10 protein-coding genes are annotated in these 14,229 nt (G+C 38.5%); 4 read left to right on the top strand and 6 right to left on the bottom strand.

Going from position 1 to position 14,229, the window contains the following annotated elements; genetic code table 11:
* Positions 1-41 precede the first annotated feature (41 nt).
* Entirely contained in the window at positions 42-1,676 is a 1,635-nt protein-coding gene (locus AB3G38_RS10805) for a S41 family peptidase (protein WP_367868482.1), read from the top strand.
* Between the two features lie 59 nt (positions 1,677-1,735).
* On the opposite strand, the gene AB3G38_RS10800 is transcribed toward AB3G38_RS10805, so the two are convergent.
* Both AB3G38_RS10800 and AB3G38_RS10795 read right to left on the bottom strand, forming a co-directional pair.
* The gene (locus AB3G38_RS10800) at positions 1,736-2,386 is read right to left on the bottom strand and encodes a DUF6266 family protein (RefSeq protein ID WP_367868481.1); all 651 of its coding nucleotides are present in this window, start codon (positions 2,384-2,386) and stop codon (positions 1,736-1,738) included.
* Positions 2,387-2,692: 306 nt separating this feature from the next.
* Positions 2,693-3,634 carry a M28 family peptidase gene (locus tag AB3G38_RS10795; RefSeq protein ID WP_367868480.1) on the bottom strand — a complete coding sequence of 314 codons (942 nt, stop codon included), beginning with the start codon at positions 3,632-3,634 and terminating at the stop codon, positions 2,693-2,695.
* Positions 3,635-3,856: 222 nt separating this feature from the next.
* Here AB3G38_RS10795 and AB3G38_RS10790 point away from each other — a divergent pair, with 222 nt between their 5' ends.
* A complete protein-coding gene (locus AB3G38_RS10790) occupies positions 3,857-4,840 on the top strand; it encodes a potassium channel beta subunit family protein (protein WP_367868479.1) in 984 nt (327 codons plus the stop codon).
* 72 nt (positions 4,841-4,912) lie between these two features.
* On the opposite strand, the gene AB3G38_RS10785 is transcribed toward AB3G38_RS10790, so the two are convergent.
* A complete protein-coding gene (locus AB3G38_RS10785; RefSeq protein WP_367868478.1) occupies positions 4,913-6,361 on the bottom strand; it encodes a glyceraldehyde-3-phosphate dehydrogenase in 1,449 nt (482 codons plus the stop codon).
* Positions 6,362-6,478: 117 nt separating this feature from the next.
* A complete protein-coding gene (locus AB3G38_RS10780; protein ID WP_062547391.1) occupies positions 6,479-7,339 on the bottom strand; it encodes an RNA polymerase sigma factor RpoD/SigA in 861 nt (286 codons plus the stop codon).
* Positions 7,340-7,799: 460 nt separating this feature from the next.
* Here AB3G38_RS10780 and AB3G38_RS10775 point away from each other — a divergent pair, with 460 nt between their 5' ends.
* Positions 7,800-8,012, top strand: coding sequence for a helix-turn-helix domain-containing protein (locus AB3G38_RS10775; RefSeq protein ID WP_367868762.1), 213 nt, complete (start codon positions 7,800-7,802; stop codon positions 8,010-8,012).
* Between the two features lie 30 nt (positions 8,013-8,042).
* On the opposite strand, the gene AB3G38_RS10770 is transcribed toward AB3G38_RS10775, so the two are convergent.
* Positions 8,043-8,882 (bottom strand): MBL fold metallo-hydrolase, encoded by an 840-nt coding sequence (locus AB3G38_RS10770; protein ID WP_367868477.1) that lies wholly within the window; start codon positions 8,880-8,882, stop codon positions 8,043-8,045.
* A gap of 81 nt (positions 8,883-8,963) precedes the next feature.
* On the bottom strand, positions 8,964-10,352 hold the full coding sequence (gene lpdA / locus AB3G38_RS10765; protein WP_367868476.1) for a dihydrolipoyl dehydrogenase: 1,389 nt from the start codon (positions 10,350-10,352) through the stop codon (positions 8,964-8,966).
* A gap of 507 nt (positions 10,353-10,859) precedes the next feature.
* On the opposite strand from lpdA, the gene AB3G38_RS10760 reads away from it, so the two are divergent.
* Positions 10,860-14,138 carry a carboxypeptidase regulatory-like domain-containing protein gene (locus AB3G38_RS10760; RefSeq protein WP_367868475.1) on the top strand — a complete coding sequence of 1,093 codons (3,279 nt, stop codon included), beginning with the start codon at positions 10,860-10,862 and terminating at the stop codon, positions 14,136-14,138.
* Positions 14,139-14,229: the final 91 nt, after the last annotated feature.

Here is a 14,229-nt window from a genome sequence, read left to right as displayed (position 1 = left end):
TTCTTTCTTTACCTTGATTGCATATTTCATATTACCTATTTATGAGGATTAACTTATCAAACAATCGTTTAGCGATTTTAACGCTGTTTCTCTTAGTCGTGATTTCAAGTTCATGTAAAAAGAGTCCTAAACCAGCTATTACAACTAACCCAACAGATAGAAACGGAGGATCGCCGGCTGCAGGCACGCGTACACAGTTGACACTGGATTCGTTGTTTCTGTATGCTAAACAGATTTACTACTGGAGTGATGCAATCCCTGAATACGCTGCCTTCAATCCAAGACAGTTTTCTACCAAATCAAAGCCAATCGATAACTATGATGACGAATTATTTGCCATCAGTAACCTGAAGATTAATCCTGCCACTGGTAAACCTTTTGAATACAATGGTTATGGGTACCCTAAGTATTCAAGAATCGATGATCTGACCCAGGCAAATCCAAGTGCTACTTCTGCCATAAAAACTGCAAATGTGGATGTAGATAATAATGGATACGATGTAGGGATCAGACCTATATTTTATCTTTTCAGAAATTCTGATAAATATCAATTATTTGTAACTGCTGTTTATCCGGGCTCTCCGGCAGAAACTGCTGGCGTGAAAAGAGGCTGGTTAATTACTAAAGTGAATGGCCAGACTGTAGGTGCGAGTTACACGAATGAAAATGAAACTGTATTTAATTCGTTTTCTGCGGCTTCCATAACTATCGAAGGTTATAACTCCATTGATAAGGTTCCTTTTAGTTTAACGCTGAACAGAGCTTCTTATAAGAGCAATCCGGTCTATACCTCTAAAGTTATTGCCCGCTCAGGTAAAAAAATAGGTTACCTGGCTTATGCAAGATTCGCCAGGTTATCAAGCAGTACCGGAGCGAGTGATGCCAGTTTAGATCCTGTATTTGCAGCTTTTAGTGCACAGGGGGTAACTGATCTGATTGTTGATTTAAGATACAATGGCGGGGGCTATGTAAATACAGCATCTTACCTGACCAATCTGATTGCACCATCAGGTACCTCAGGGCAAACGATGTTTACTGAGCTATATAACCCATTAATGCAGGCCGGTAATGCAACTATTCTGGCAAATCAGCCGCTTCTTGATGGCGATGGAAAGATTATACGTCAAAATGGAAAAATACTGACTGCGGCCGATGATAATTATTCAGTAGCTGCTAACACAATTACCTTTAGTAAAAAAGGAAGTCTGGGCGGGATCAATAACATTGTCTTTATTGTGACCCGCAATACGGCTTCTGCAAGTGAGATCGTAATTAACAGTCTTAAACCTTATATGAATGTGAAACTGGTAGGGGATACCACTTATGGTAAGCCTGTAGGTTTCTTTCCTATCGTACTGGAAAACAGATACCAGGTTTATATGCCAATATTTGAAACCAGAAATTCAAAAAATGAAGGTGGATATTATACAGGGATGGTACCTGATGTACTGGATGAATATGACGACCCTGAATACGTTTTTGGTGATGTAAGAGAGAATTATCTGGCTAAAGCACTGAATGTATTAGCCCCTGCAGTTACCGCTACTCAGGGAATTGCCAATACGGAAGCCAGAAGAGCAAGCAGGGCAGACTTCAAAAGCCAGCAAATCAGAAAAGTTAATCCCAATAGTGAATTTGTAGGAATGATTGAAACCAGGCATTCCCTGAAAAAATAAAGACACAATATTTCCTTTAAAAAGGCCGGAAGAGATTCCGGTCTTTTTTATTTTAAAACTTAATTCGTAAATCTCCCGCAATACACGCTTTGGGAAACCTCGTCGCTCATGATGTCTTTAAAAGCGATAAATACTTCATAAGTGTTATTTTTAATGTAACCAGGTTTCATGGGGAAAGTATGCTTGAGTTCATCCCTTTGTGCACCGCTGTAATTGGCATGTACACGCCCGGAATTTTTGTTGTATAAAAGGATAATAGCTCTGTCTGTTGGATTGCCTGTGGTTGTAATATCCTGATCCCAGGTAAAGTTAAAGGCATTTTCTGATACGGTCACTTTAACATTTTCAGGTTTAAGCAAGTTTCCGTCAGCTACTAAAACAGCGTCCCAGTTGATTTCCTGGTGAGGAAATTCTCCTTTAATTGCATGCAGCAGATTAACAGATTTAGCGGCATTGTTTGCAGTGATGTTGCGTTCTTCTGCCAGGTGTTTGAATCCTGTTCTAAGGAAGGGCTTAACCTGTTTTAAAAAAGGAGTTAATACCTTTAGTTTACCGTTCTGCGCCTGCTGAGGAATCGTTCTCACCCTTTTTTTATGGGGCTTTATTGGTAATGTGCGGGCGCATACCTTATTTTTCCATTGATAGATCACCACGTTTCCTATTCTTCCTCTGACACCTGCTAATAAAGAGCCTTCCTGTAAAATTGCCATAATCTTGTCTGGTTAGTTTCAACAATATAGGTAATTATTGAGCAATAGTGTAGTAAATAATTTTTATTTAAAAAATAATTCACCTTAAGTTTAGTTGTTATTCGATGGCGATTGGGTGAAGTTTGAAGGGGCTGTGAAATCTCTCCGAATGACGTCTGAACGAGATAGGGTAAATACATTGTTTATCAGTAAGTTACGACGGGCGTAATCTCGCTGATTTTTATCGCATAACTGACTGTTTCCGGGCTGGCTTACCCAGCCCGGAAACAGTCAGTTATAGTAAAGAAAGAGTTTTGGAATTATTAATTATCTTCTTTTAGACTGCAGTCTGTCACGCAGTATCTTTTCTACGGTTCGTTCTTTATCAAAATTGTCTGTGATCTCTAAAATGCCATTAGCGGCATTGATCAGGAAGGCCTGGTTGATATTCTCAAATTTATCTGAGGCTTTGTGGTAATCTTTGTGATCTTCCACACCAAAGTAAATAAACGGGATGTTTTTTGCGTTGAAAGCAGACTGATCACTCTGATCCGTCCAGTCATCGGCTGCCAGTCTTGCATTGTCATGGCCGAAAAGGATTTTTAAATCAGGAATAGTCGTGGCGATATAGTTTTTGAGCTGCGGGTATTTATAAGTTCCGGCGGCGTAAATCTCTCCTTTATCATTGTGACTGATCATATCCAGGTTGAGGTTCAGCTTAATCTTACTCAGGTCAACAGGAGGATGGTTCACAAAATACTCAGAACCTTTTCTGCCAAATTCCTGCGCATCAAATGCAACAAAAATCATTGTATACATCGGTTTGTTCTTTGCAAAGTGCGTGGCTATTTTCAGCAGGCCGGCTACGCCTGAAGCGTTATCATCTGCACCATTATAGATTGTTCCGTTAATCACGCCTAAATGATCATAGTGGGCAGAAATAACGATCACTTTGCTGGTGGTCCCTTTGATATAGCCAATCATGTTCTTACCCGTTATTTTTGGATCATCAATTCCTGCGAAAGTAAAGGACTGCTGGTAACCATTACAGTTTTTATAAGCCTTCAGGCCAATTTCTCTGAAGCGTTTGCCAATGTATGTTCTTGCTAATTCGGCACCTTTTGTTCCTGTTTTTCTTCCCTGGTAGGCATCAGAAGAAAGAACTTTGACATCATTGATTAACTGATCAGCGTGAGCGGGTTGATTGGATGTTTTTACTGCATTGCAACCCAGTGTAAATGCCAGGGGTATTAGCAAATATAATTTCATAGCGCCAGTGTTTTATTAATAGGTGTTATTGTTAGTATCCCTAATATATTACAAATTAGTGACACATCAATGGGCTATCGTAAAAACTTAAGTAAAGGGCTCCTGTTCTTATTTTATACATTTAGCTTATTCATCAACAGGAAAATTGGTATTGCTTTTATTTGGGTAATACTGATCAGAGATCTGATTTGAAAATAGCTGACATTTAAAATTCATATAAAAATGGAATACAGACGTTTAGGAAAATCGGGATTACAATTGAGTGCGCTTTCTCTGGGAAGCTGGTTAACATTCGGCAATCAGATCAGTGATAAAGTTGCGGATGAATTGATGGGAATTGCTTATGATGCTGGTGTAAACTTTTTTGATAATGCAGAAGGTTATGCAGCAGGAAAGTCAGAAGAAGTGATGGGTAAAATCATTAAAGCACATCAATGGGAGCGTGAATCATATGTAGTTTCCAGTAAAGTTTTTTTCGGAACTGAACATAAAGGGCCGAACAGAACAGGCCTGTCAAGGAAACATGTGATTGAGGCTTGTCATGGTGCGTTAAAGAGATTACAGGTAGATTACCTGGATTTATATTTTTGTCACCGTCCTGATAAGAACACGCCTGTTGAGGAGACTGTCTGGGCGATGAATACTTTATTACAGCAGGGTAAAATCCTATACTGGGGAACTTCAGAGTGGAGTGCGGCCGAGATTATGGAAGCTATCCGTGCGGCACGCCAGTATAATCTGATCGGGCCAGTTATGGAACAACCTCAATACAACCTGCTGGAACGTAATAAACTGGAAAGCGAATATCTGTTGTTATTTAAAGAGTATGGATTGGGGACTACAATCTGGTCACCTTTAGCTTCAGGATTACTTTCTGGTAAATACACCTCAGGAGAGGCTAAAAATACGCGCCTGGACATGAAAGGCATGGAATGGCTCAAAGAAGCTGCTTTGGCAGAAGAAAAGCTGGCGAAGGTTAAGAAATTACAAACGCTTGCTGATGAGCTGAATGTGCCTCTGGCTAAATTGTCACTGGCCTGGTGTTTGAAAAATCCGAATGTAAGTACGGTTATCTTAGGTGCTTCAAAAACAGAACAATTAAAAGAAAACCTGACTACTTTAAATGTGATGCCTTTATTGACAACTGAAGTGATGGGAGATATCGAGGAAATTATGGGGACCAGGCCTGTGTTAGCTGAGTTCTAAACAAATTATCTTTTGCTATAGAAAAGGGCCGGATGAATTGCCGGCCCTTTTTATTTCCTGATTTAAATGGTGCTAGTAATAAGTTAAACGAACTACACCAGCTAGTTTTTTAGCCAGGCGGATCACTTGTCTTGTATAGCCGTATTCATTGTCATACCAGGTGTAAATCACGACAGACTTATTGTCTTTTGCCATAATTGTGGCCGGGCCGTCAATAATTGAAGCATGGCTGTTTCCGATTAAATCAGAGCTTACCAGTTCATTGGAGATAGAGAATTCTATTTGTTCAGACAGATCACCAAAAAGTGATGCTTGTTTGATCATCTCTATAACTTCATCTCTTGAAGTTACTTTATTCAATGATAAATTAAGAATAGCCAGTGAAACATTAGGTGTAGGGACACGCACTGCATTGCCTGTCAGTTTTCCACCCAGATGCGGAATTACTTTAGCTACTGCTTTATCTGCTCCGGTTTCAGTGATGACCATATTTAAAGCCGCAGACCTGCCGCGACGATATTTTTTATGGTAGTTATCTAATAAATTCTGATCGTTTGTATAAGAGTGGATCGTTTCTATATGTCCCTTTTCAATACCAAAAGCCTGATCGATAACTTTTAATACCGGAACAATAGCGTTGGTGGTACAAGAAGCATTGGATACGATTGTTTCTTTTGTAAAATCGAAATCTGCGTCATTGATTCCAGCAACTATGTTTGGAATGTCTCCTTTGGCTGGTGCAGTTAATAATACCTTAGCTATACCATTAGCTGCAAGATGGCGGCTAAGTCCTTCACGGTCACGGAATACGCCTGTATTATCAATTAATAAAGCGTCTGCAATACCATAAGTTGTGTAGTCGATATCTTCAGGATGGTTAGCTTCAATGAAATAGATAGTTTGTCCATTGATGATCAGTGCTTTATTGATAAAGTCTTCAATAATAATCCCGTTAAAAGTTCCATGAACAGAGTCTGTACGTAATAATTCTGCACGTTTGATTAATTCCTCATCACTATAAGTCCTGGTTACGATAGCGCGCAGTCTGAGCTGTTCACCTTTACCAGCCTGCAGGATTAATTCTCTTGCGGCCAGTCTGCCAATTCTTCCGAAACCAAACAGGACAACGTCTTTCGGTAAAAGACTGATCTTGTCTTTACCAATGTGACGGCTGAGTTTGCTGATGACAAAATCGTGCATTGTTGCAAAATCATTGTTTTCATCCAGCCATTCTGCTGCAAGTCTTCCGATGTCAACACGGGAAGGGGCAAGGTTGCATCTGGCAATTTCATTGGCGAGCTCCAGTGTCTCATAAATGTTAATGTCTTTGCCTGAAATTTCTTTAGCGTACTGGTGGTGAGCAAGGATTTCACTGCTGCCTACGTCGAATAATGGTTTGCGAAAAAGCACAAGTTCAATAGATCTGTCGAACCATAACTGGCCGACAACATTTAGTAGTTCAACTGCTTTTTTCTCTTTTTCAATCCAGTTCTGAAATTCGGATTGGTATTGATTAAACATATCGGGATTATTTGGTTAGAATGCCACAAAAGTAAAAAAGATTGGGGGAAACCCAATCTTTTTCTGTCCGATATTTAACCTGAGTGTCTATTTAAATTTTAAATGACCATCAAGATATTAACCTAAGTATGATTTTAATATTTTACTACGTGAGGTATGGCGTAAACGTTGTAGTGCTTTGTCTTTAATCTGGCGCACACGCTCACGGGTTAAGTTAAATTTCTCCCCGATTTCTTCCAGAGAAAGCGGGTGGTTAGTGCTTAAGCCAAAGAAAAGAACGATGATTTCACGTTCACGTTCAGTCAGGGTAGATAATGAACGTTTGATCTCTTCAGAAAGAGATTCGTTAATTAAACTACTGTCTGTATTTGGCTCATGGTTTTCTAAAACATCCAGCAGCGTATTTTCTTCACCCTGAACAAAAGGAGCATCCATTGATACATGTCTTCCTGAATTACTTAAAGTATCAGAAATCTTATCAACAGTTGTTTCAAGGATATCAGCTAATTCTTCAGGAGAAGGTTCGCGTTCAAATTCCTGCTCTAATTTAGAGAATGCTTTACTGATCTTACTCAATGAACCAACCTGGTTTAATGGAAGACGTACAATACGGCTTTGTTCAGCAATAGCCTGTAAAATTGACTGACGAATCCACCATACTGCATAAGAGATAAATTTGAAACCTTTGGTTTCATCAAAGCGTTTAGCAGCTTTGATTAGTCCAAGATTACCCTCATTAATTAAATCACCTAAAGTTAATCCCTGATTTTGATACTGTTTAGCTACAGAAACAACAAAACGTAAGTTTGTTTTTGTCAGACGCTCTAATGCGGCCTGATCACCTTCACGTATCTTTCTTGCCAGTATTACTTCTTCTTCTGCGGTGATTAAATCTACTTTACCAATCTCATGAAGATATTTGTCTAGAGATTGACTCTCGCGATTGGTTATGGATTGGGTGATTTTGAGTTGTCTCATTTATATGCTTTGGTGCTCTTTATGTGTTAGAACGTGCAAAAGTAAGGATTAAAAGGCAATTTAAAAACATAAATTCCTGAAAACGTTACTTTTGCACTGCTTAATTATACGATAATTTAATAGCAATAATTATTCCAAAGTACATTTGACAGTATGCCTGTCTTATATTGAAAAATGTACATTATTTATTGCATATCAATGATAAATGCTTGTTATTTAATAATTCATGTTTTAGTCAGATCAATTTTTTTTATGGAAATCATAGCGTTTTATTGATTTAATATGATAAATTAATTTAAAAAATGTTTCTCACTTAACAGTTGTATGTCAGTATTGTTTGATATTGTCAGGCTGATTTTTTATAATTTTTCTTAAAATTCTATCATTTAAAAAAAAGATGTCTGCAAAAGCCGGCAATTTTACTGATTTTTACAGCTATAAATTCAATAACAAATCGCATATGCCTATAGTCATTAATCTGGATGTAATGCTCGCGAAACGCAAAGTTTCTCTTACGGGATTGAGCCTGAAGGTTGGTCTTACCTTATCTAATCTTTCTATCCTGAAAACCGGAAAAGCAAAAGCGATCCGGCTGGAAACCTTGGCGGCTATTTGTAAGGCACTGGACTGTCAGCCGGGAGATATCCTGGAGTACAATCCAATGCCTGTCTAAGCTGCATGTTATCCTGGATTAACAACCAGGTTATAAATCAGCCAGTTTGAAAGTTTCTTTTAGTCTGATCCCTTTTTCAGTTTGCTGTACAGTACAGCATTCATTAACAGAATCATGCTCTAAATAAAGAATATAGTTTTGAGCAGCAGCCTCTTCTAAAAATGCTTTCTTTTCTTTTAAGGTCTGCAGGGGGAACATGTCATAAGACATGACATAAGGCAGGGGAATATGGCCGGCAGAAGGCAGTAAATCTGCTGTATAAATAATCGTATGATCTTTGTAGGTCAGTTCGGGCAACATCATTGCATCGGTATGGCCAAATGCGAAACGCACTTTAAAGCCGGATTGAAATTCAATTCCTTCCTGATCATCAATGAATTTCAACTGCCCGCTTTCTTGTAATGGCAGGATATTATCTTTCAGAAATGAAGCTTTTTCCCGGTCATTGGGATGAACTGCCCAGTTCCAGTGTTTTTCGTTACTCCAGTAAGTAGCTTGTTTAAAGGCAGGGACCAGTTTTTCACCTTCGCGGACAATCGCTCCTCCGCAATGGTCAAAGTGTAAATGGGTCAGAAATACATCTGTAATATCAGCTGTACTGAACCCTTTTGCTGCCAGTGACTTTTCCATCGTATCTTCTCCATGCAGGTAATAATGGCTCAGAAATTTTTCATCCTGTTTATTCCCTATACCTGTGTCAATCAAAATCAGGCGGTTGCCGTCTTCTACTAATAAACAGCGCATAGCCCAGGTACACATATTATTTGCATCAGCGGGATTACTTTTTTGCCAGATAGATTTCGGAACCACGCCAAACATTGCACCACCATCCAGTTTAAATAATCCGGTATCTATAGTATGTAAGTTCATCTGAATAAAATTTGGTATGCTGTAAAAATAAGAAACCCGCTGAGTTATCAGCGGGTTTCCATTAATTATATAAGCTATTTTTTACAAGTGAATTACTTCTCCGTAAGCATCAGCAGTAGCTTCCATAATGGCTTCACTCATAGTTGGGTGAGGGTGGACAGCTTTTAACATTTCGTGACCAGTAGTTTCTAATTTACGGGCAACAACGATTTCTGCAATTAATTCAGTTACGTTGGCACCGATCATGTGAGCACCTAAAAGTTCACCGTATTTAGCGTCATAAATCATTTTGATGAAACCATCTTTTGCACCAGCTGCACTAGCTTTACCTGAAGCTGAGAACGGGAATTTACCAATTTTCAGTTCATAACCAGCTGCTTTCGCTGCTTTTTCTGTGTAACCTACAGAAGCAATTTCCGGTGAGCAGTAAGTACAGCCCGGGATGTTGTTGTAATCTAAAGGCTCAGGAGACTGACCTGCGATTTTCTCCACACAGATAATCCCTTCAGCAGAGGCTACGTGCGCTAAAGCTTGTCCGCCAACGATATCACCAATTGCATAATATCCTTTTACAGAAGTATTATAGAATTCATCCACTACTACTTTACCTTTTTCAGTTTTGATCCCTGTTTCTTCCAGACCTATGTTTTCAAGGTTAGCTACTACACCAGCAGCAGAAAGAACGATATCACATTCGATGGTTTGCATGCCAGCAGCAGTTTTAACCTGAACTTTACAGCCTGCACCAGTGGTATCAACTGACTCAACGCTTGAAGAGGTCATCACTTCGATACCAACTTTTTTGAAGCTGCGCAGTAATTGTTTAGAAACGTCTTCGTCTTCTACAGGAACGATGTTATCCATGAATTCAACGACAGTTACTTTTGTTCCCATTGTTGCATAGAAGTAAGCAAATTCTACTCCGATAGCTCCGGAACCAACGATAACCATTGATTTAGGCATTTCAGGTAAAACCATTGCTTGTCTGTAACCGATGATTTTTTTACCGTCCTGCTTTACACTTGGCAATTCTTTTGAACGTCCGCCTGTAGCAAGGATGATATTTTTTGCAGTTAATTCTGAAGCAGAACCGTCTGCACCTTTAACTTCAACTTTATTGCCCGGTTTAACTTTACCGGTACCCATCACTACGTCAATTTTGTTTTTTTTCATTAAAAACTGAACGCCTTTGCTCATTCCTTCAGCTACACCACGGCTGCGTTTAATCACAGCTGCGAAATCAGCTTCAGCTTCGGCAGTTTTGATACCGTATTCTGCTGCATGATTGATATATTCAAATACCTGCGCACTTTTTAATAAAGCTTTGGTTGGGATACAGCCCCAGTTAAGGCAGATTCCGCCTAAGGATTCACGTTCTACAATTGCAGTTTTTAAACCTAATTGTGACGCTCTGATTGCAGCAACGTATCCGCCGGGACCGCTACCTATTATAATTACATCGTAGTTCATATCTTTTAATAGGGGACTTTACTTAGTAAAGCCCAAAATTAAAAAAAAATGTTCGTTAAATAGCGTATTTGATTTTTGTGACGTTAAGAAACTATTTAAAATTCACCTGCTCATTTGTTTACGCTTCTTTTTAGCTGCAACATCACCAACCACAATCCGGGCAGGAAGGCTACCCGAACCGCATTTGGCTCGTTTCGCTTAAAAAAAGCTATAAACAATTTGAGTATTTGAATCTGAATAAATGCTGAATTTGTAAGTGTGTTAAGGGCTAAACCAGTTTCCAGGAAATAGCGTCATTTTTCGATATTCCAAATAATTAACTGATAAAGTGCTGGTTAAGCAGGTATGATAAATGTTAAGTGTGGATAAAAAACATATATAATTAATGATTTATTAACATTGAAAGCTAAAACGTTGTTAATTTTATCTCTACTTTTGTGGCTGCAAACTATTATGTATCTAAACGCATTGCGTTTAAAACAAAACAAATTCATTAATAAAGAAAGTATGAAGAAATCTTTACTATTTAAAATTGTAGTAATCATGTTGGCGGTTATGGGAACCATTTTCTCTGCAAACGCCCAGGTTACTACCTCATCAATGAATGGTCTGGTAAAAGACGTCAAAGGTGCATTGCCAGGAGCAACTGTTGTAGCTGTTCACAAGCCAACCGGATCTACTTATAAGACAATTACAAGAGCAGACGGACGTTTTAACTTCTCTAACATTAACGTTGGTGGTCCATATACGATCACAGCCACAATGATAGGTTACAAATCTTCTGTTATTGCTGATGTGACTTTAGGGCTTGGTCAGAATTTTAAAGCAAACTTTACTTTAGAAGAGTCTTCTCAATCTCTTTCTGAGGTTACGATTGTTTCAAAGCAAAATAAAACGATTAACAGTTCACGTACCGGAGCTCAAACCAGTATTTCCCGTGAACAGCTGGAAAGAGCACCTACTTTTAACAGAAGTATTACTGACTTAACTAAACTTACTCCACAGTCTAACTCTGCTGGTGATGGTTTCTCTTTTGCCGGTCGTAACAATAAATTTAACTCGTTTACTATTGACGGATCACAATTCAATAACTCATTCGGTTTAACTGCAATGCCAGGCGGTGGTACAGGTGCACAACCTATATCTTTAGATGCTTTGGATCAGATTACAGTAAATATTGCTCCTTATGATGTTAAGCAAGGTGGTTTTACAGGTGGTAGTGTAAATGCGGTAACCAAAAGCGGTACAAACCAGTTTTCGGGATCTGCTTATACCTTTTACAAAGATCAGAATTTACAGGGCTATAATGTTGGAGATACTAAATTAGATAAAACTCCAGCGAATGCTTTTACTACAAAAACATTCGGTGTACGTTTAGGTGGTGCATTGATAAAAGATAAATTATTCTTCTTTATTAATGGTGAGATTAACAGAAGTGTTGCTCCTGGTACTACTTTTAATGCTAACAGAGGTGTTAAAGGTGGTTCTTATTCCAACGTATTAGCTTCGGACCTTGATGCGGTAAAGAATTTATTAATTTCTAAATACGGATATGATCCTGGCGTTTATGAGGGCTATTCAAATGATCAGCAAGCAAACAATTTAACAGCTCGTCTGGACTGGAATATCAATTCAAGTAATAAACTTACTGTTCGTTACAACTATTTAAATTCATTCAAGGATATTAATCCAAGTGGTTCAAATTCAAACCCTTCTCGTGGACCGAACCAGAATTCTGCTATTTTCTCTAACATGCGTTATCGCTTCTTTAACAATACGAAATCGATAGCTGCCGAACTGAACTCAAGATTTGGAAATAAATTCTCAAATAACCTGCAGGTAAGTTATTCGGCTTTCCGTGATTATAGAAAAACTTACGGAACCCCGTTCCCGGTTGTTGATATCGAAAATGGAGCAGGTTCAAACTACATTTCTCTTGGGACTGAACCATTCAGTGGCTTAAACGTATTAAACCAGGATATCTATTCATTTACAGATAACTTTAATATTTACGCAGGAAATCACAATATTACTATTGGTGCTTCAGGACAATATCAAAAATATGCGAATGGATTCGCTCAGTTCTATTTTGGTCAGTTCCGTTACAACTCTTTGTCTGACTTTATGAGTGCTGCTGGTACTCAGGTACCAGGTGTTAAACCTGCTAATCCTAGTTTATACCAGTTAACTTATCCAATCAATGGAGAAGCAAATCCAATGGCTAAATTATCTTTAGCGCCTATTGCTGCTTATGTACAGGATGAATGGATGGTTAAAGATAACTTTAAACTGACTTACGGTATCCGTGCAGATATCCCTATTTATACTTCGAAAATCCCTTCTAACCCGGCAATTACTGCTGCGAATTTCCGTGATGGTGAGAAACTGGATGTAGGAAAATTACCTAAAACACAAATACTGCTTTCTCCGCGTGTAGGTTTTAACTGGGACGTGAAAGGTAACCAAACGCTTCAAATCAGAGGTGGAACCGGAATCTTTACTGGTGGTATGCCAGGTGTTTATTTAGTTAACCAGGCGGGTCAGACCGGATTAATGTTTGGAAATGAATTCTCGAATAATCCAACTAACCGTCCGTTTAGTGCAAATCCTTCAGCATATGTACCAGCAAACGGTGGCGTTCCTGCTACTTATGCGATTAACGCTACTGCAGGGGATTTTAAAATTCCACAAATCTGGAGATCTAACTTAGCAGCTGATTTTGTTTTACCAGGTGGTATTACTGCTACATTAGAAGGTATCTATACCAAATCTATCAATGAAATCTATCACCGTGATGCGAATTTAATTGCACCAACAAAAACGTTAACTGGTTCAGGTGATACGCGTGATTTATTCCCGGGTGGTAGTGCTAACCGTATAAATCCATTCCTTACTAACGCAGTTATATTGGATAATACAAATAAAGGTTACGCTTATAACTTAACTGCTCAATTACAAAAACGCTTTGGAAAACATGTGGATGCAATGATCGCTTATACTTATAGCGATGCACGTGATATTACTTCGACTCCAGGTTCTCAGGCTAACTCTGCTTTCACAGGAAACCAGATCGTTAATGATCCTAACAAACCAGTTCTTGCTTACAGCAGTTATGTAGTAAAGAATCGTATCGTTGCAGCAGTTAACTTCAACTTTGCATTAAATTCAAAATTACCTACTACAATCGGTGTTATTTATGAAGGTTCTCCATATGGTGATGTTTTCGGTGATACACGTTTCTCTTATACAACTTCAGGTAACCTGAATGGTGATAACAGTACATCAAATGATTTGATGTACGTTCCAAAAGATAAAAATGATATCAAATTTGTAACTACTGATATTAAGGATAATAAAGGAAAAGTCCTTTTTGCAGCAGAGAGTGCTGATTCTCAATGGGCAAGATTAGATGCTTATATCAGCCAGGATAAATATTTAAGCTCAATGAGAGGTAAAGTAACTGAAAGAAATGGTGGTCAGTATCCATGGGCTAATCGTTTTGATGTGAAAATTACTCAGGACATTTTCACTAAAGCTGGTGAAAAAGATAAGAGCCGTTTCCAGATTTCTGTTGATTTTGTAAATATTGGTAATCTGTTAAACAAAAACTGGGGTACTACTCAAGCTCCGGCAATGACTAACTTTTTACAATACCGCTCTGTAACTTCTGCTGGAGTTCCTTCTTACACTATTGATAAAAATTTACCAGGCAAAACATTCAGAGACAATCTGACTATTGCTTCAAGATACCAGATTATGATTGGCGCGAGATACAGCTTCAACTAATTTTCTAAATCTTTCAATTAAACCCCATTCTGATTCGTCAGAATGGGGTTTTTTTATTCTCCCATTTAATGATCCAGATCACTTTTCTGTC

This window comes from Pedobacter sp. WC2423 (assembly GCF_040822065.1).
Lineage (GTDB): Bacteria > Bacteroidota > Bacteroidia > Sphingobacteriales > Sphingobacteriaceae > Pedobacter.
Note: the sequence above shows the minus strand (reverse complement) of the source record. Positions and strands in the feature narration are given on the sequence as shown.